The sequence below is a fragment of the Ruegeria sp. D1(2025) genome (assembly GCF_056536425.1).
The window spans coordinates 13315-32630 of the sequence record NZ_JBQFPO010000011.1 but is presented as its reverse complement, the minus strand read 5'-3'; the positions used below and the strand labels follow the sequence as shown (position 1 = coordinate 32630).

16 protein-coding genes are annotated in these 19316 nt (G+C 53.8%); 12 read left to right on the top strand and 4 right to left on the bottom strand.

What is annotated here, in order from left to right:
* The first annotated feature begins 238 nt into the window (after positions 1 to 238).
* The 6 genes from ACR1XU_RS19530 to ACR1XU_RS19505 all read left to right on the top strand — a co-directional run bounded on the left by ACR1XU_RS19530 (position 239) and on the right by ACR1XU_RS19505 (position 7728).
* Positions 239 to 1138, top strand: coding sequence for a LysR substrate-binding domain-containing protein (locus ACR1XU_RS19530; RefSeq protein ID WP_480908162.1), 900 nt, complete (start codon positions 239 to 241; stop codon positions 1136 to 1138).
* 163 nt (positions 1139 to 1301) lie between these two features.
* On the top strand, positions 1302 to 1640 hold the full coding sequence (locus ACR1XU_RS19525; protein WP_170808275.1) for a hypothetical protein: 339 nt from the start codon (positions 1302 to 1304) through the stop codon (positions 1638 to 1640).
* Complete coding sequence (locus ACR1XU_RS19520; RefSeq protein WP_170825355.1) at positions 1633 to 2859, top strand: HlyD family secretion protein; 1227 nt, start codon at positions 1633 to 1635, stop codon at positions 2857 to 2859. Before ACR1XU_RS19525 ends, ACR1XU_RS19520 begins: the two co-directional genes overlap by 8 nt.
* A 483-nt stretch (positions 2860 to 3342) precedes the next feature.
* Positions 3343 to 3963, top strand: a complete 621-nt coding sequence (locus ACR1XU_RS19515) for a thermonuclease family protein (protein ID WP_170825356.1) — start codon at positions 3343 to 3345, stop codon at positions 3961 to 3963.
* A 648-nt stretch (positions 3964 to 4611) separates the two neighbouring features.
* A complete protein-coding gene (locus ACR1XU_RS19510) occupies positions 4612 to 5142 on the top strand; it encodes a hypothetical protein (protein WP_480908164.1) in 531 nt (176 codons plus the stop codon).
* A 672-nt stretch (positions 5143 to 5814) separates the two neighbouring features.
* Complete coding sequence (locus tag ACR1XU_RS19505; RefSeq protein WP_480908165.1) at positions 5815 to 7728, top strand: DUF3604 domain-containing protein; 1914 nt, start codon at positions 5815 to 5817, stop codon at positions 7726 to 7728.
* Between the two features lie 513 nt (positions 7729 to 8241).
* Here the strand turns inward: ACR1XU_RS19505 and ACR1XU_RS19500 are convergent.
* Both ACR1XU_RS19500 and ACR1XU_RS19495 read right to left on the bottom strand, forming a co-directional pair.
* Positions 8242 to 9459, bottom strand: coding sequence for an HlyD family secretion protein (locus ACR1XU_RS19500; protein ID WP_480813469.1), 1218 nt, complete (start codon positions 9457 to 9459; stop codon positions 8242 to 8244).
* Entirely contained in the window at positions 9456 to 9836 is a 381-nt protein-coding gene (locus ACR1XU_RS19495; protein WP_170613811.1) for a hypothetical protein, read from the bottom strand. Before ACR1XU_RS19495 ends, ACR1XU_RS19500 begins: the two co-directional genes overlap by 4 nt.
* 397 nt (positions 9837 to 10233) lie before the next feature.
* Between ACR1XU_RS19495 and ACR1XU_RS19490 the strand changes: the two genes are divergently transcribed.
* The 5 genes from ACR1XU_RS19490 (at position 10234) to ACR1XU_RS19470 (ending at position 14556) form a co-directional block, all read left to right on the top strand.
* Positions 10234 to 11241, top strand: coding sequence for a helix-turn-helix domain-containing protein (locus ACR1XU_RS19490; protein ID WP_480908167.1), 1008 nt, complete (start codon positions 10234 to 10236; stop codon positions 11239 to 11241).
* A 143-nt stretch (positions 11242 to 11384) separates the two neighbouring features.
* Positions 11385 to 11675: a hypothetical protein gene (locus ACR1XU_RS19485; protein WP_480908169.1), complete on the top strand. Its 291-nt coding sequence runs from the start codon at positions 11385 to 11387 to the stop codon at positions 11673 to 11675.
* A 399-nt stretch (positions 11676 to 12074) separates the two neighbouring features.
* On the top strand, positions 12075 to 13457 hold the full coding sequence (locus tag ACR1XU_RS19480) for a cytochrome ubiquinol oxidase subunit I (RefSeq protein ID WP_480908170.1): 1383 nt from the start codon (positions 12075 to 12077) through the stop codon (positions 13455 to 13457).
* Positions 13457 to 14458: a cytochrome d ubiquinol oxidase subunit II gene (gene cydB / locus ACR1XU_RS19475; protein WP_480908172.1), complete on the top strand. Its 1002-nt coding sequence runs from the start codon at positions 13457 to 13459 to the stop codon at positions 14456 to 14458. Before ACR1XU_RS19480 ends, cydB begins: the two co-directional genes overlap by 1 nt.
* Complete coding sequence (locus ACR1XU_RS19470; RefSeq protein WP_480915652.1) at positions 14413 to 14556, top strand: DUF2474 family protein; 144 nt, start codon at positions 14413 to 14415, stop codon at positions 14554 to 14556. Before cydB ends, ACR1XU_RS19470 begins: the two co-directional genes overlap by 46 nt.
* A gap of 971 nt (positions 14557 to 15527) precedes the next feature.
* On the opposite strand, the gene ACR1XU_RS19465 is transcribed toward ACR1XU_RS19470, so the two are convergent.
* Both ACR1XU_RS19465 and ACR1XU_RS19460 read right to left on the bottom strand, forming a co-directional pair.
* Positions 15528 to 16208, bottom strand: coding sequence for a DUF6629 family protein (locus ACR1XU_RS19465; protein WP_480553010.1), 681 nt, complete (start codon positions 16206 to 16208; stop codon positions 15528 to 15530).
* A gap of 158 nt (positions 16209 to 16366) precedes the next feature.
* A complete protein-coding gene (locus ACR1XU_RS19460; RefSeq protein WP_281971844.1) occupies positions 16367 to 16645 on the bottom strand; it encodes a hypothetical protein in 279 nt (92 codons plus the stop codon).
* A gap of 868 nt (positions 16646 to 17513) precedes the next feature.
* Here ACR1XU_RS19460 and ACR1XU_RS19455 point away from each other — a divergent pair.
* Entirely contained in the window at positions 17514 to 19307 is a 1794-nt protein-coding gene (locus ACR1XU_RS19455; protein ID WP_480909354.1) for an adenylate/guanylate cyclase domain-containing protein, read from the top strand.
* Positions 19308 to 19316 lie beyond the last annotated feature (9 nt).

Here is a 19316-nt window from a genome sequence, read left to right as displayed (position 1 = left end):
CTCCAAGCATTTGCGGCGATTGGACCTTGCCGGTTGTTCAAACCCGCCTGTCAACGCAAAACGCATTGCAGGACGATCGCATTGCAACGCAATTCGACAGGCTTTTAGGGCAATCGCAATTTCAGATAGCTACACCACTGATTGTTCAACTCGTATCGGGTGTATTTCTCGACAATAGTTACGTTTGGTGTACCTTGCGAGGCAGGAAAAAATAGCAATCATTAAGTATTTCTACTGAATGAACCTTATTGACTGGCATAAGTTGCCGCCGCTTTCGACCCTCAGGGCGTTTGAGGCGACCGGCCGTTTAGGCGGCTATTCTGCTGCGGCGCGTTCACTGAACGTAACCACTGCCGCAATTGCCCAACAGGTGCGAAAGCTTGAGGCTGATCTGGGGATTCCACTTGTGCGCCGAGAGGGACGTGGACTTGCTTTGATCGAGGCCGGTCGGACGCTGGCCAGCACGCTCAACGACGCATTCGAGCAGATCGCAAAAGGCATTGATGATGTGACGGCTCAGGAGGCCGCTCGCGGTGTGAGTGTGTCTACGACTGTCCGATTTGTCGACGCGGTCATCATGCCACGTCTTGGCGGCTTCTGGGCGGAACACCCCGGCATCCAGGTGTCCTTCGCTGCGGAAGGAAATTCGTGGGACGTCGATCTCGAAGCTTTTGACATTGCGATACGCGGAGGCCCGCCAAACCATGTTTGGAGCGGCGCGGCCCAGAAACTGCTTCTAAAGTCGCCGTTCGTATTATGCGGCACACCAGAGCTTGTCAGGTTGGGTGCGAAAAACCTGACCGATGTGCCGTGGATAAAGGACAAGAGCATTGGTTCCCAAGTCTTTGAAGGTGTCGTCCGGGACTTCGGCCTGCGCGTCGACGACCTTCAGCTTGTTGATCCGGGGGGATCGAAGTTCGAGCTGGACGCCGCCTTGCAAGGCTACGGATTGCATCTAAGCCCTCTAGTGACCGTCAAAAAGTACCTGGATAAAGGCAGACTGGAAGCTATCGACGTGCCGCCGAAATGGGTGGCCTGCTACTTTGCGGTCTACCGAAAGGGGCGCATTTCCGATCAGGTAGGTGCTTTCTTGAAATGGCTTGAAGTGACGTGCGCACCACTTTCTCAGGAGGCTTGAGAACCTCGAACTGGATTCCGTCCAACGTCATATCGGGCACTGGCCCGTCATTATGTTCACGCTATCGGGCCGGGGGCTGATCAGAGTTGCCTCGTGCAGGATTGGTTTTTTTGATTTCAATCGCTTATCCTTGCCGGGGATCATTTGGAAACAGGAGGTTCACGTGAACAGCTCTATCTCTGATGAGGCGATGGCGCGGCTCCCGTTTTGGGTGACACCTCCGGGGGAAACAGACGGCTTTTTGATCGTTGTTGGGTTTCTTCTTGTCGTTGTCCTGCTGGGCTTCGGCGCATTGTATTTTACCGTGCAGGCTATCCCCGACCGCATGGCGGCAGGCGCGCACAAGGTTCAAATGCAACTGGTTGGTGTGCTTGGGTTGATCTCGCTTTTCACACTGAACAATGCCTTCTGGATCGCCGCCATTCTGATTGCCGCTGTGCCTCTGCACGAGATATTCCCGCTCAGGACCGAAGTGGACCTTTCGGAGAACCACGATGCTTGAGTTGGTATTCTCTGCATTGATCACGATTGTCCCGGATTACCTGTACCGTCGCTACAAGCAGGGCAAGAGATGGGGCCATGAAATAACCCTGTTCAACGTCTGGTATGAATTGCGGTGGGGTTTGACCGCTTGCGCAATACTGGCCGTTACGCTGATCACAGTGATCTTCTATTTTCACCCCTCAACGCGGAACGTGTCCGCCGCATTTCGCACGGTTACCATACTGTCAGATCGCGGTGGCCGCGTCTCAGAGGTCTATGTCGCCAACAATGATGCGGTTAGTGCCGGTGACGCCATTTTCCGGTTGGACACGACCCGACAGGAAGCAGCAGCAGATACCGCTCAACGCCGCATAGAAGAGATCGAGGCCGCATTGGGCCTGACCGCAACAGAAATCGCGGCAGCCGCTGCTGGTGTTGAGGCGGCAGAATCAGATCTTACGCAGGCCACAAGCGATCTGGATCGACGCCTAGAGCTTGCCGAGCGAAACGATACTGTTGTGAGCGAGCAGGAGCTGGAGCGGTTGCAGACGGCAGTGTCCGGGGCGGAGAGCCGTCGCGCAGCCGCACTCGCGGCACTCGATGGTGCCAAGCTTCGCCAAACCTCACTTCTTCCTGCGCAGCTTGAAAGCGCGCGCGCCGTGCTTCGGGAGGCCGAAAACGAGATCTCGAAATCAACCGTATTCGCTGAGGTGGACGGGGTTGTGACCCAATTCCTCCTGAAGCCGGGTGACATCGTTAACCCAATTCTGCGTCCCGCTGGTATTCTGGTGCCAGACGTCTCAGGACAAGGGCGTTTCATAGCGGCTTTCGGTCAGATTTCAGCCAGCGTGTTCAAGCCCGGCATGCTGGTGGAAATCACCTGCGCATCCAAACCCTTGACCATAATCCCGATGGTCGTGGACGAGGTGCAAGACGCGATTGCTGCGGGACAATTCCGACCGGGTGACGCGCTGCTGGATCAGCAGGATCGGGCGCGACCCGGCACTGTGACGGCCTTTCTTGCGCCAATCTTCCCGAAACATCTGGAAGATATCCCCCCGGGAAGTTCATGCGTCGGCGTTGCCTACACAAGCCGGGCGAAGGAAATTGATGCCGGTGAAATAACGGGTTTTTCGGCTTTTCTTGCACGGATTGTGGACGGGATGGGAATCGCAAACGCGATCGTCTTGCGCGCACAGACAATTTTGCTGCCCGTTAAGGCGTTGGTTTTCAATTAAGGCTGATCTCGTTGAGAGGAAGGGCTTTGCCATGGGCGGCAATGCCAGCACCAATAACACGTTTCTCTCAGTCTTTTTGGGTCGCGATCTATCTGTCATCTTAACTTTGGCTCCACACTCATAACGCGACCCTTTGCTACTAATAAATCCGCTGAATTCTTCACGCCGGAACGCACATCGAACCGCATCGAAGCGACTGCTTATGCGAAGTCGCCATTCTTTTTGGATTTCCTGCCATCTTGTTTTAGCGCCCTAGAAGCCGTGGAAGTCAGGAACTAACTGAAATCCAGCAAGTTATTTGGCCTTATGAAGAAAAGGAAATGAACCGTCACAAAGCACACCCAGTGACCTTTTGGGAGAGGCAATGAGGTCACATCTTATTGGGTGAATATGACATGCTCTAGAAATTCAACCCTGGCGTGTGCTTGAGTTGATCCAGTTCTAGTGAAGGCATTTTCTGACAAACTATGGGAGACCTGTTTCGTGGAAATCTTGATAGTATTGGGTCTTGTTCTGGCAGGTGCGGTTTTTTTGGCGCTTCGCAGCAACAAACCTGACAACACGATTGCGCGCCCCTGGCAGCCTCGAGTGGGCGAAAAGCCCAAGATAACCACCGGCCCGCAGCAAAGCTCTTCGCAGCTGCCGCGTTTCGACCCAAGCCATACGGTCCCGCGTCCAGAGGTGTCGATATTGACTGGTTCCGCGTATGTAGTTGATGGCGACACTCTGGTGATCAAAAAAACCCAGATCCGTTTGTTTGGTGTAGATGCACCAGAGATGAGCCACCCATATGGAAAGAAAGCGAAGTGGGCGCTGGTGTCCCTCTGCAAAGGACAAAAAATCAGGGCGGAAGTAACCGAGCAGGACACCCACGGGCGAACTGTCGCCAGATGCTTTTTGGAGGATGGTCGTGATTTATCGGCAGAAATGGTCAAACTTGGGCTTGCGATAGACTGGGGAAAGTACTCGGGCGGGAAATATCGATCTTTGGAAATGCCTGATGCTCGAAAAAAGCTCTGGCTCGCAAACGCGCGGCAAAATGGACATATGGGGCTATGGGAGCGATATGAAGCAAAGCAGGCTGCCCGGAAACTGAACAACTAGCTGTAATAGAATGCATCGCCCATGCGCCCCGAATTTGCACGGCCACCGGTACGCGCCGCAAATTGAGCGCCATCAGCGTCCTACTTCTGTGCGGGTCTGGGGGGGTGAGACGGGGGAAAACCGGAGTGTCTTCAAGAAGGTTTGGTGGAGCCTAGGGCCACCATACCCTCATTGAAAACGCTGCGTTTTCCGCCAGCTGGGACATCTCGCCCCCACATAAAACCCCACATATTACTGAATTCTCCTGACTTCAACTGCTGTCAATTGGGCTAATGAAACCAATTTGGCAGTCCAAAACCTTGATGTCGCGCGGTGCTATCACCTTCATCCAGACAACTTGGCCAACGTGCGTTCAACATTGAGGAATGGAAATTGAGAATTGAGTGGGAGCATCCAAGGTGGTTTGCATGTCCTGTAACTAAGGAATTGAGCGTTGAGCATGTGATGCCAGATGGCCTTGGAGGCATCCTCACGTCTTGATTTCTTTGTGGGAATGCAACAGCCGATTTGGTTTTTCACTTGAAGGAGCGGAACACCTCGCTCTCGAACTCCGTAACCCACGGGTCAATCCCAAGACAGTGACAAGAACGCACAGTTAAGCTATTATGTCAGTATTATTGACGTATAAATGACGAGATTGACGGTTCTATGCCCCATGACGAGCAACAAGCTAAACGCGGCCCGGATGGCAAGTTCCTGCCCGGGCACAAACCGCCAAAGTCAACCGGCCGACCGCGGGGCGCAAATGGCATTAAAGCACGCGCAGCACGGCTTGCGGGCGAACGGCTTGAAGAGATGCTCGGGCGCGCCACTGACGTAATTTCCGACGAGCTTGATAACGGCAATCCAACCGTAGCCCAATGGCTCGTTGATCGGGTTCGGCCTCCTACACGCTCTGACTTCGTTCAATTGGCTGACAGGAACAAATTGAGCTCAATTGAAGATATCCTCGCCGCTTCAGAGCGGACCACAACTGCAGCATCGCGGGGCGAAATCAGCTTGCAACAGGCAAGGCTTCTTCAGGATGTCCTGGGTCGTCAGGCCCAGCTCAAAGGGCTTGAAGAACTGTCCGCACTCCGTGCGGAGGTCGAGGAAATGCGACGTACGGATAGAACGACCGCCGCAATTGATGAGTCACTGCTACCAAAATGGGGCCGCCTGAGCGAGGAACAAAAATGAAGAGAGGGTCATGGACAGACAACGGAGGAATGGCTGGAACTCGCCTGCCCATTTCTGATAGCACCGCCATCAAGGCTGCACTAAAAGCCGCAATCGAAGCGGCTGATAGGTTAGAGATATCAATCCGGCATTCTAAAAAGATAGGTGCTCTGCCTCCAAACCTAATGTCTGGTCAGCGTGAACTCTACGAGGCAAGACGACTACTGGCTTCGGGTATCGCGCACCTAGGAGAAAAGCGTTATTAGCAACACTTGTACGAACTGAAGCAAGAAGACACATATCCCGCTTCAGTAAAATTTTCCGCGAAGGAGACGTTCAAGCAAGTTGCAGCGAATGTCTGCTTCGAACCCAATGCGGAAGTGCTCCATCTCCGAACCTCGCAGACGCGGCAAACTAGTCGCCATATCCATGAGCCGCATCGCAGAAAGAAAAGCGGTCGTTCATTCACTGCGCAGCGAATTTTCGGGTGCCAATGTCCGAGTTGCGGACTTTGCAGACATCCGCATTTTTACTCCAAAGGACCACAGTCAGCCCAAAGCAGACCTACAAAATCGAGTCTTAGACAGGTGCACGCGCGCGGATGGGAGACGGTGGACCCCACTCACTTGAATATTTGATTTTATGCATGTTTTCTCGTACATATATACATTATTTTTTGTCTGGGGGGCAGTCATGAGAACTCATTTTGAACCCACGATTACGTTGTATGCTGCAACCGCCTTAGCGCTTTCATTTGGAACGCAAGCAGTTGGCTTTGAAGGCGAAGTGCCTCCTGATACGGTGGTCCCCGCACAGACCTACTCTCCGTTTGTTGACCGATCTTATCCTGATAAAGTTCTATTTGGTGATCTTCACTTCCACACTGAAATCTCATTCGACGCAGGGCTTGTTGGGACTTCTTTGAACATCCACGACGCCTTTCGCGTGGCCCGCGGTGAGAGGATAACTTCAAACACTGGGCAACCTGTTCAACTCATTAGGCCTCTCGATTTCCTCGCAATTACTGAACACGCGGAAATGTTGGGACTTGCGACCGCCGTTCGAGCAGCTGACCCTCGGCTTTTGGCTGACGAGTGGGGTCGTTTGACTTACGAAAGGTTCAATTCCGGGCAAGAAGGTCGGATGGAGGCGTTCGCTGATATCATCGAAATCGCATCAATCGAAGGGCGAGACCCGACCGCTGGATTGGATTTGGACGGTGACCTTTGGCAACAAATCGTGGAAACGGTCGACGAATACTACGAACCCGGCGTCTTCACATCATTGGCTGGGTACGAGTGGACATCAACTCCGAGAGGTAACAATCTCCACCGAGTGGTGATCTTCGGAGACGGCGCCGATAAGACCGGTCGAACCCGCCCATTTACCTATTTTGAAAGCGAAGACCCTGAGCCGCTGTGGGACTATCTGGCTGCGTACGAAGAAGAGACGGGCGGAAGCGCAGTATCTGTTCCGCATAACGGAAATATATCCAACGGAATAATGTTCGCGCCTACGAAATTCGACGGAACACCTATGGATGCGAAATACGCGGCCAAACGCATTCGTTGGGAGCCGATGCATGAGGTAACCCAGATTAAGGGGGATGAGGAAACGCACCCATTGCTGTCACCTGATGATGAGTTTGCGGATTTCGAAACCTGGGACGTTGCGAACATCTCAGGCACCGTCGCAAAGACCCCTGAAATGTTGCGCTACGAGTATGGGCGCTCTGCGTTGAAGGTCGGGCTCGAAGTTCAGCGTAAGACAGGCGTTAACCCATTCAAGTTCGGCTTCTACGGCACGACGGACACGCACACCGCGCTCCCAACCACGCGCGAGGACAACTACTTTGGAAAGTACCAACACACAGAGCCTTCAGCGAACCGTCACAACTTTGATGTAATCCCGGCCGAAGACCCGGCATTGCGTATCATTACGGCGCAAGAATCGGCTGCTGGCCTCACCGCTGTTTGGGCGCGCGAAAATACCCGCGAGGAAGTCCACGGAGCAATCAAGCGTAAAGAGGCCTACGCTACGACCGGGCCGCGAATGCGAGTCCGGGTCTTTGGCGGCTGGGATTTTGATGCCGATGATCTGTACGCCTCGGATTTTGTTTCCAACGGGTATAAGAACGGTGTGCCGATGGGCGGAGACCTTAGGAACGCGCCTAATGGGGTTTCTCCCAGCTTCCTGATCCGGGTGCTGCGCGACCCAGATGGCGCGAACCTCGACCGAGTCCAAATTATCAAAGGCTGGATCGACGAGAGTGGCGAAACCCATGAGCGGATCTTCGACGTGGCAGTCTCCGATGGCCGAGAGATTGGAGAGGATGGCCGCGCACGCGAACCAGTAGGCTCGACGGTAGACATTGAAAGCGCGACATACAGCAACTCAATCGGTTCCGTGGAGCTCGCCGGTTATTGGCAAGACCCAGATTTTGACCCGAACAACAACGCTTTTTACTATGTGAGAGTGATCGAAATTCCAAAGCCGCGATGGACGACCATAGACGCAGCTTTCTACGATATACCGCTGCCCGAGGCGGTTCCCGCAGAAGTACAAGACCGTGCTTACACATCGCCGATTTGGTTCAGCGCCGAATAGTAAAACTAGTATTGCGACAAAGCTGGTCTTGATCAATTTCGATTCCCACGGAACACGTTGGCAACCAGCTCCAATGGCTCGAAAGTCTCGAAAGCGTGAGGACGCCTTCTGGCTCAGTTGCAGGACAAATCAAATACCCGTTCCGGTGCCACCGTGTCTTCTCGCTGGTAACGCCGGCAGTGGCCACACGCTGTACTTTGCAAAGTCTGCTTTCTGCGCATTACTATCATTGGGACACCGCGCAGCATTGGTCAAAATGGCTCGGAGCAGTCATTCGCTGCACGTTGCGCTAGGGCCTGCTATGCGGACGAAACGGACATTCCGGCCTACTGTATGTGGTTGTCATTTTCCTGCATGAGATCACCTGAGCGGACAATCAAATCGTTAGCCGTGTGGCAGAAAGCCGTCACATAACTCGCATTTATTTTACGTGCGATCTGTCTGCAAATTGCCGAAACGGCTCCCAACATTTGTTGGGAGCCGCATTTGTTGAAAATGGATGGAGTTGGAAAGTCAGGCGTGACCACCACCGATCAAGCCGATACCCGAAGTCAGACCGAACCAAGCTTTAACCCGTAGACCGACCGCCTTGATGATACCCATGGCCTGAATCCCGTGGGCGACAAGTGTTCCTTCCATTTCGCCTTCAAAATTGGTGGTGTAGGATTGTACAATGCAACCACTACCTGGAACCAAAAGTTCGCGGTGCTCTGGGTGCACCAGATCGAGATGCACAACGATCTGACCCCGTTTCGCCTTTTCACTGGGCTCAATCAGGCGACCGCTAGGCGCTAGCTGACCGGAAGAAATCTGCTCCTGAATACGTACGATCCTTGCAGGAAGAACGGTATTGCGCATCGAGATGTTGAAGTTGCTTTCGCACGCCACCTCTGCGGCCATTCCCTCGTACAGTTCGGTGCGAGAAACCTGCGAGAAACCAGCAACGATGCGTCCTTTCTCTGTATCTTTCCGATCCGGTACAATCAGCATTGCAGGGCTCATCGCTGCTTGCGCTGCGCGCGAACCGACATTCAGGGTGACTTGTTCAACAACGCCGTCGACAGTGCTGTGTGTCAAAGTCTTGGACAGCTCGACCTGGGCCTGCTTCAGCGACGCGCGTGCTGATGCAAGCTGGGCCGGAAAAACGGCAGTCGCCTGCACCTGAGCCACACCAAGTTGCGTTTCCGCAGCCTCAACCTCTGCTTCCCGAGTGCTCAAGGTAGCTTGGGCGCGTTCCAACTGGCTCACTTGAAATGCTGCAGAGCCCTTTGCTTGAAGTGCCTCGTGATCCATCAGCACCAGCTCAGCCTGTTCTCTGGCGGTAACTGCGGCATCCACCAAGGCCTGAGCAGTTTGGACCTGCAATTCAGCTGCCAGTTTCGCGCTTTCTATCTCCTCAACTTTACGGGTTGCAAAATCTACTGCTGCTTGTTCCGACGCATTCTCGACTGCAAACAGCGGATCGCCCGGTTCTACACGATCACCGCCCTTTACGTAGATATCTGTTACTGTTCCACCGTTCTCGGCAACGACCGGAACAGTTCTGAATGGCACAAGACCAGTGTAAGATTTGGGGTAGTAGTAGAAAACTGCGAAGAACACGATCAGTGCCAGAACGAACCACATGAAAAGCGCTCGGTGAACGTTGTACAGAGTGACCGGTAGCCCGCGCCACTTCAGATAGATCACGCGCAGTACAAACGGAAAGGATGTGACGAGCAGTTCGATCATTTCACCAACTCCTCATTCGACGGGCGCCACCACAACATAAAGTCGCGGGCGATTGCGGTCAGGATTAGGGCGCCCGGCAGTAGATTGCTGAAGTGGCTGAGGGCCGGCATCAGCTCATACGCCAAAGCTACTGTAAGCATCGTCGGAATAGTTGTACGCAGCGGAGTGCCGATTGATTTGTGTTCGGTGTAACGTTCAAAGCGCGCATAGAGGTGAACGACCAGCAGGATCGCAAGGGCGAGAACGACCAAGCCGACCCATGCATAGGTGTCGGTTTGATTGGGCGCGACCCACCATCTGGGATCGCCACCAGCGGCAAAGGCCGGAGTTGAAATGACGCCAACTAAGGGCGCCATCAGGAACGCGGGTGGTTTCATGTTTCAGGTCCTTTTGTTGCGCAGCCAAGCTGCGCGTGTAGGTTTCAAGTGTCTTGAGAACGTCAATTCTCGGTTGGTTGTTGTGTGGTTTCTGAGGGCTGTTCCTGCGGGGGGTAGGGTGGATCCCAACGACGTCCGTTCGGTGTTTTCTCGCCAAATGGCGCACTGTGTAGACCGTGGATATTTCCCCCGGACCACTCTTGCTTGGCGGAATTTTGGATTGCCTTCAGTACGCGGTAGTACCTTGCGAAGTAGATCATGGTCGTTTCCTTTCCGATGACCGGGACCTAACCGTCATCGCGCCTGCGATCCTGAGGGTTCTGGACATTTGTTATTGGCTTCTGGACAATTCCAGTAACTGCAGGGAGTTGCGTGCAAGTCAGGGGAGGGCGTAAGAATGCCACGCATTAGCGCTTACAGACTGCAAAACGTTGGGCTGCGTTATTCGCAAGAACCCGGAGCGCGCATTCCGTTTCCTGAGGTCTTGGAGATGGCTGGGGTGCCCGTTGATATCGGCAGCAGCCCAGACGCCACCGTCGAGCTGCTTCATGAGGCGGGTACAATTGAAACTGCGTGCCGGGTTCTGGAAGACAAAACCTTTGCAGCTCGCGTGGGGCTGTCGGCACAGGGTCCTGGTACCCTTCTGGCTTACATCGTGCGGGCAGCCGAAACGGTGGAAGACGCGCTGGCTTTGACGCAGCGCTTTTATGCAATGCAAGACCCTGATCTGCGCCTGGACGTCGTGGGCGCACCTAATGAGCCAAAGATCACTCTGGAGAGCAGTGTTATCCCGGCGCATCAATACCCTCGCCACCGCGAAATGCTGATTTTTGGCCTGTATAAGCGCGTTCAACAAATCACCTCTGGCGGGCTTGCCCCGATCTCTATCGAGTTAGAAACGGACGATGCCGAGCACTGCCGGCTGCTGGCCGAATTGGCCGGATGTGAAGTCTTAGGCTTCAAGTCCGGATACGCCTTGGCTTTGCCCCCAAACGGCATGAGTTTTCGGATACCAACGGCAGACCCCACCTTATTGGGACATTTACGAAGGCACGGAGAAGAGCAATTAAAGGCTCAACCCGATGCGGTTCGAAGCTTGTCTGACCGCATTGTGGACATGCTCAGCGAGCGCCTTCCCGGGCCAATCCCCAACGGCGACGATATTGCTGCCGAGCTTGGACTGACGCGGCGCACTATGACCCGGCACCTGACCACCGAGGGAACAAGCTTCAAAGCACTCTTGGAAGGAGTGTTGTGCGACTTGTCCAAGCGGATGCTGCGTAGTGGAGAGGGTGTTGCCCGGGTTGCCTTCATGCTTGGATTTGCAGATCAGGCCGCCTTTTCGGTTGCGTTTAAGCGCTGGACAGGTGAAACGCCTGCCAGATTCCGAAAAGCTGGCCGCTAGAGGGACTGGCGCCGGGGGTCGAAAGATGTCCAATATCCACAAAACCTTGTCCCGCTTCCAAAAGAAAGCGTGCCATAGGGTCACCTAGTTCACTGGCACACAGCAGCCGCAGTAGTTGCTAACCCAGAACAAGGATGAACCCTATGAAGACCTCGAAAAAACTCTTTATCGCTCCGATCTCAGGCGCGCTTCTGATCACCATGGCAGCCTCAGCTCAAGCTGATTACGTCACCGACAAAGCCATCAAAGGCGCAGTTTTCGGCGCCACCGTGGCCGGTATTGCCGGTGAAAGCATCGTAGGTGGCGCGGCAGCCGGTGCTGCGGTTGGCGCCGTTGGCGGCGCGATCCAGAAGGACAATTTCGAAGATGCGCGGGACGAAGCACAAGAGCGCCGTGACGATTTCAAAGAAGACCGCAGAGACTGGAAAGACTGAAGCTCGACCGCCAACGAAACAGAAATAGGAGAAACACAGCCGAACAGACCTGACTGGTCAGCATGCGCTGCTAGCATCCAGACGCAGTTTGACTGACCATCCCGCACAGAACTCGCACAGTTTCTGATAGGTTGCCATTCGGCTCGAGAAACGAGCCGGGTGGCAACTTTGTTTTGGACCCTCAAATGTCGCAAGTTTGCGGAAGCAGCGGTTCCGAACTTCAGTCGCCAATCTCGCCCCCGGTTTTGTCCAAAACCCAAAAACAACCGTCCAGAACCCAAACGAACTGAAACCGGCACCAACCCAAGTCTGGCTCACCTGAATGACATCGACGAGCCGGCAGTCTAGGTACTTCTGTTCACTGCCGCACTTTGCAACCCAATACCAAAGGACACGGCAATGAACCTGTTGACAAACTTCGACGCGGAGACCCTGGCACGTATCCAGTTTGCCTTCACTGTGTCGTTCCACATCATCTTCCCGGCCTTTTCCATTGGCCTCGCAAGTTACCTGGCCGTCCTAAACGGTCTCTGGCTTTGGCGCAAAGAGCGCGCCTACCTCAACCTTTTCAACTACTGGAAAAAGATCTTCGCCGTTGGCTTTGCGATGGGTGTCGTGTCCGGCATCGTGATGTCGTACCAGTTCGGCACGAACTGGAGCGCATTCTCGGATATCGCAGGCCCTGTAATCGGGCCCTTGATGGCTTACGAGGTCATGACAGCCTTTTTCCTCGAGGCGGGCTTCCTCGGCATTATGCTCTTTGGTCGTGAACGCGTCGGTCCCAGCTTGCACATGATGGCCACGGCGATGGTCGCCCTCGGCACTCTGATTTCGGCTACGTGGATCCTTTCGGTCAACTCCTGGATGCAGACCCCGGCCGGGTTCGACATCAACGAACTGGGGCAGTTCATTCCCGTTGACTGGTCGTCGATTGTCTTCAATCCGTCTTTTCCCTACCGCCTGACACACATGGTTCTTGCCGCCTATCTCACCACTGCTTTTGTGGTAGCCGGGGTTGCGGCCTGGCACCTGCTAAGCGGCAATCGCACGGCCGAGGTCACTCGAATGTTCTCGATGGCAATGTGGATGGCCGTTCTGGTCACCCCTCTGCAGATCGTCGCCGGCGACCTTCATGGTCTGAACACACTGGAGCATCAGCCGCAGAAAGTGATGGCGATGGAGGGTCACTTCGACAGCCATCCCGAAGGTGCCCCACTGATCCTTTTTGGTATTCCAAACGAGGATGAGAAGCGCGTGGACTATGCCATCGCTATTCCGAAACTCTCGTCGCTGATTCTGAAACATGACCCCAATGCCCCGCTTGAAGGGCTGGACACTATCCCCGACGACGAGGAACCACCGGTCGCGATCGTCTTCTACAGCTTCCGCGTGATGCTCGCTATCGGCTTTGCCATGTTGGGCGTTGGCCTGTGGTCGCTTGTTCAACGGGTTCGCGGCCGCCTCAACGACGATCGCTGGCTGCACCGGACTTCCGTTCTATTGGCGCCCAGCGGGTTCGTGGCGGTACTGGCCGGTTGGATCACTACCGAAGTGGGGCGCCAGCCGTACACGGTATACGGGCTGATGCGGACGTCGGACTCACTGTCACAAGTGGATGCACCTACAGTTGCCGCGTCTCTGATAGCCTTCATCGTCGTGTATTTCGCCGTTTTCGGAGCAGGCACGTTCTACATGCTGCGCCTAATGGGGAAACCACCTGTCGAAGATATCCAGAAAAGTCACAAACCCATTGAAATCTCTACTTTGACGGAGGCGGTGTAATGCTTGAACTCTCGACAATCTGGGCAGGCATCATTGCCTTTGCCGTTCTGACCTATGTGATCCTGGACGGTTTCGATCTTGGAGTTGGAATCCTGTTCCCCTTCGCGAAAACCGACAAAGATCGGGATGTCATGATGAACTCGGTGACGCCGGTATGGGACGGAAACGAAACCTGGCTGGTCTTCGGCGGCGGAGGTTTGTTCGCCGTGTTCCCGCTGGCCTATTCCGTGGTGATGCCCGCAATCTACATGCCGAGCATCATCATGCTGCTTTCGCTCGTCTTCAGGGGCGTGGCCTTCGAATACCGGTGGCGAACGGTACACGGACGCTGGCTGTGGGATGTTGCGTTTCACGGTGGTTCAACCGTGGCTGCCTTCTGCCAAGGCATCGCGCTTGGCGCGCTGGTTCAGGGCATCCCGGTCGAGGACCGGCAGTACGCAGGTGGATGGTGGGATTGGCTGACACCATTCTCAGTGCTGACCGGAGTGGCCCTGGTGATCGGGTATGCCTTGCTGGGCGCGACCTGGCTCAATATGAAAACAACGGGTGAGATACAGCGCCGGATGCGTTCTTATGCCCGCCCGCTGATGCTTATGACGCTCGCGTTGATCGGCCTTGTTAGTCTTTTGACCCCATTCCAATACTCGATCTATCTGATCAGATGGTTTTCGTGGCCCGGTGTCGTTTTCTCTGTGTGTGTGCCGGCTGTTGTTGCTCTCATTGCTTGGATGCTTCATCGCGGCCTGAAAGAACAGCGCGACTATCAGCCCTTCTTCTGCGCCGTTGCCTTGTTCGTCGTCTGCTTCATCGGCATTGGGATCAGCTTCCACCCCTATATGCTACCCCCAAGCCTCACGATTGCTGAAGCCGCCGCGCCGGACATCAGTTTGGCCTTTGCTCTGGTCGGAGCCGTCGTTCTGCTGCCTGTGATCCTGGCCTACACCGCCTACACGTATTGGGTTTTCCGCGGGAAGATCGATCCAGAGGAGAGCTTCCATTGAAACTGCAAAAGCAAGTTTTCTGGTTCAGCGCGATCTGGTTGGGCAGCGTCTTTTGCCTAGCGACTGTCGCTTACGTAATCAGGTTGTTCATCACTTGAAATGGCAAGGACACCAATGTTCGCGCATCGGCATGTCCAGATCACGCAAATACTACTCCAAGCGCCGAAAGAAACTCCGTTCCGGCCTGCCAGATTCCCATGAACAAGCGGCTGGCTGGGTCGTCTGAAATTTAACAATCCAAGGGGGCTATTATGCTTTCTCGTGCAAAACCAATGTCTGTGCAGTGGAATCAGATTGACCCGGCTCTGCCCATACAACCTGAAAACCGCGGTGGTAGCCGTTCGTCTGGCATGTTGCCAAAGCTATTCACAGGGCTCCTTGCTGCAGGGCTTGTTACCTTCGTTCTATTGCCCTTCACCTCGGCCGTCACTGGGGCGGTCTCGAAAGACCTACCCGCAATTATGGACATGTTGCTAGTCTTGTTCTCTGTACTTGTCGTTTTTACTTCCATAGCTGCAATAGTACTAAAAGGGTCAACACTGCGAGCCGTCCTTGGGCGAGGATTGGCCTCTCTCGGTACAGCGCTTATCATTTCGCCCGTAGGGCTCTCGGTCCTTTTCGCATTATACCTGCAAGACTGGGTATCGATCGTAGTAGATACGTCTATCGAGCAGGCGGGAAAAACAGCGATATCCCTGTTTGGCGGTGTCTTCGTTGCCAATGCCCTCGCAATGGGATTGGCGTTTGGATGTTTGTCTCTGCTACTTGGGATCAGGCTAATGCAAAATCGTCCAAAACCACTCGTTTCACCTTAGGCGAGTGAACTTCCGCTTTGGGCTCAAAGCGGACTTGCGGCGCTGCGGCGGTTCGCTATCCAACCCAGACCCAAAAGCGGTCATTATGAGATTTGAGACGATTTTGCCGTTGCATTAGCTTAGCCCCCTAGGCCGCCATTCGGAATTCCGAAGCTGTCGCTGGGACTATCATGGCTGACCGACTGCTCAGAGCCCAGAACAGTCGCTCCATAAGACATCAATCGGAGCCTGCAGCCGATGCGGTAAGAAGAGAATTAGAGGGCTGGAGCGGTTCCAGTTTTCTTTTCCAGTGACCGCAGTACAACAATCATGTAAGCGGAAAGACCGGCCGCGAAAAAACACCAAATCGATGTGAAAGCGTGGGACGCGAAGAAAAAGCCGGCCAAGACTGAGATCAGGATAAGAAGTCCAAAAACTCTGATTTTAGGGTGAGAAGACAACAGCAGCGGGACACAGATGATCACGGCATAAATCACCCGCGCCACCATTTTGCTCGTTTCATTAGTGAACATCTCCGGATTCAAATAACGGATCGAATTGTGAATGAGGTCAATCTGCAGAATGCTTGGATTCAAGATGATAGGCAGGTACAAGAGCGACCCTCCAGCAATGCCCAAAACTGTAAAGGCGATGAAGAGGCGTTGCCGAAAACGGTACGGCTCGCAAGCAGCAGCTGAAAATGGCACCCAAGTTGGCCAAAACCAGTACGCAAAGAACAGAAAAACCATCGCCGCTGAGACACTTTCATAACCTTGGTGCTTTTCAATTCCTAGCCACACAAAACCTTCCGCAACCTGCTGCATTCCAAAGAAAAGTGGATAAGTCGCTAGCGGTAAGAAACGTACACCGACCCGCCAAGCAAGCGGCATTGTGATCGCGCTACTTGCGATCAAGACGCCGCCTACAGCAAAACTGGCATTTGCAGAAAAACACATACTCTTACAACTTTAGCACGCTTTGTCTTGCACGTCTCGTAGCAGCAAATTGGCTCGACAAATCAATGGCCGAATAGTCCGCTTAGCGGTCGCTAAAACAGAGTGCCGAGAACGGCAGCTAACAGTGCCGGCACACGCGCATTTGACCATTGTCTGGCCTATCTGCGGACGCCTCGGGCGGCTTCGGGATTTTCGGCCAGAAAACCGCGCAGAACCGCAAAGAGCTCTGTTGCATGCTGCAAGTCATCTCTGTGCAACGCGGCGCGAATATCGTCGCAAATCATCTCATGCACCTTCTGGGGCCCGTGATGCGTATGCATCAAGTATTCGCCCATAAGAGCAGCATCGTATTTTGTGATATGCTCATGTTCAGCTAGCGCTTCAATCTCGACCCGCGTCAGCGCAGACATGTCTTCAATATCTTCGATCGCAATCATGTATCACCCTCCCAAGCCATCTCATGCTACCGGATTGGTGCTTTGATGCATTGATTTGGCTCAATCACGTAAAGGCGTTAGTTAGATGCCAATCATCATTGAGATATCGAACTTGATACTCGCATGCGGGAGCATTCCAGGGTCTCGTGAATACTAGCCACAGCTTCTGATGACTACTTCGTCCGCAACTCGGACGCTCGACAATCGCGTAGCGGATGACCGGTTTTGAATTGCGCCGATTTGGCAGGCTTGAATGTCCGCTTTCGGGAAATCGCGCAGCATTGCCACGACGTGTTCTGTGATGTGATGGACGCGCGGCCGCGAAGATCGCTGCATCAGCATCAGGCCGGTTTGTCCGCAAAGCGGACGATCATGCCTGGTGCAGCGAACGACTGCTTCGAGCCCAAAGGCGACATTGGAGATGCGTGCGGCATTGGTGCCGAAGGGGCGGAGAGTAGTTACCATATACATGTGCGCGTAGACTTCCACAGTTTGACGTGGAAGCGGACATTTAGATTGCGATTACCTCGAAACTATTTCTGCATTGCAGCTTTTTGGGCTTGACTCAAAGGTATTCTACACTCAGGCAGATGCGAAGGTCGGATTTTTCGCCCTTCTGAAGCCTAACACGCTGAATTCCAGAGTGTCTGCCGTCAACGTTTGCCATCCCAATCTAGGTGTTCGTACTAAAGCAGGCATCAGCGATAGTGCAACCTCCCGTACTTAAAATGCAATGCCAACCAAAGCGAATCCGCCGAAGTAGGCTATTGAAAAGGCCAATAGATAGACCGACACGGAGTATGGCGTTAAGCTTCTGAATGAGCCGATCTACATTGGCCAATTATGTGTTTTTCGAGGGTGTTATTGGATGGTTCAGACTGACGGACCTCGCACGGCCGAAATGCGTCGGCTTGCAGTTATCGCATTCGCGGACGTTGCAGGGTTTTCGCGTCTTGTTGCAGAAAACGACATTCGCGCCGGCAATAAATGGAAAACGCTAAAAGAAAATGTTTTGCTGCCCTTACTAAAACGACATGGCGGAAGGTTAGTTGAAACCGCCGGAGATGCAATCCTTGTCGAGTTTTCAAGTGTTGTCGCGGCCCTAAAGTGGGCGGTGGATGCACAGAATACCCCGCAACCCACGGCTGATATGGATGCGGGCAATGAAAGTCATTTGCAATTGCGGATTGCAGTAAATGTCGAAGATGTCTTAGTGCAAGATGGGAACATACTGGGCGACGGCGTAAACATTGCATCGCGTATTCATGATGCAGCGGCCCCCGGTCAAATCATAACTACTGGCATCGTACGGGAATTGGCCGCCAACAAAGCAAATGTCAGCTTCAAAGACATCGGGACTCCCCGGCTTAAGAATATCAAACGCATTGTGCACTTGTTTCAGGTGGTTCCTTCTGATGCAGCGTCCGAAGAAGAGACGCGGTTGCACCAACCCTTTATCGAGTGGACCTCCCGCCCCACCGTTGCAGTTCTGCCTTTTCGCGCGTCATCGGGCCATGAAATGGAAGAGTATTTTGGGTCTGGCATCACCGAAGACATCATCAATGGCCTGTCGCGCAGCCATGCCTTTCACGTCATCGCGCGCGCCTCGACTTTGCGATTTGCAAAGCGTTCGATGGACTTACAGGAAATTGCCTCGCTGCTAGGTGTTAACTACGTGATGGATGGCAGTGTGCGCCGGCAACGCGATAAGCTGAGGATAACGGCGGAATTGGTCGACGTCGCCTTAAACCGATCGATTTGGTCCGAGACGTTCGACGGAAGCGCAGATGACCTGTTCGACTTCCAAGATACCATCGTAGCAGCAGTCGTTGGATCTTTTGAACCGCGCCTGAAAGCGCATGGTATCAAGCGCGTTCGAAATCGCTCGACGGAAAGCCTTGACGCATATGACTGCGTTCTCAAAGCGGCCTCGGAACTGTACCGGTTCACTGAGGACGGTTACCGGAACTCCGGAACCGCGCTGCGACGGGCGATGGAACTCGATCCTACATATGCGCAGGCCTACGCCTATTCTGCATGGCGACTGAATTACCTATTTGGCGAAGGGCACTCGGACGATCCTGAGCGGGACAAAAAACTGGCCATTGAACATGCTCAGTATTCAATTGCACTTGATCCCGAAGACTCGTTTTGCCAGGTCGTGGCGGGTCATTTGACAAGTCTGCTCAAAGGAAAACCCCATCAAGCATTGTCCATGTTCGATTTGGCTTTATCGCTGGATCAAAACAACGCTTTGGGCTGGGCCTGGAGTGGGGTTACTCTGTCCTACCTTGGCCGCGGTGAGGACGCGATACACAGGTTTCAAAATGCCTTTAAGCTCAGTCCTTTTGACACTTTGAATTTTACATGGTGGACCGGTGCCGGAATTGCGGAGTTTGTGTCTGAGAATTATGCCGAATCCATTTCTTGGTTGGAAAAGGCTCGGCACGTAAATCCGCGCTTCATTGCAACGTTGAGGATTTTGGCCGCAAGTCTCGCGATGAATGGGGAAGAAGATAAAGCTCGGGAAGTTGGTAAAGAGTTATTGAGTCTCGACGAAAAATTCTCGGTCGATCGTTTTGTTTCATGGTACCCTTTCTCTCATAGCGAACACAAGCGGGCTTTGAAAAGTGGGCTCTTGATCGCGGGCTTGCCGCGCTGACTGATTTTT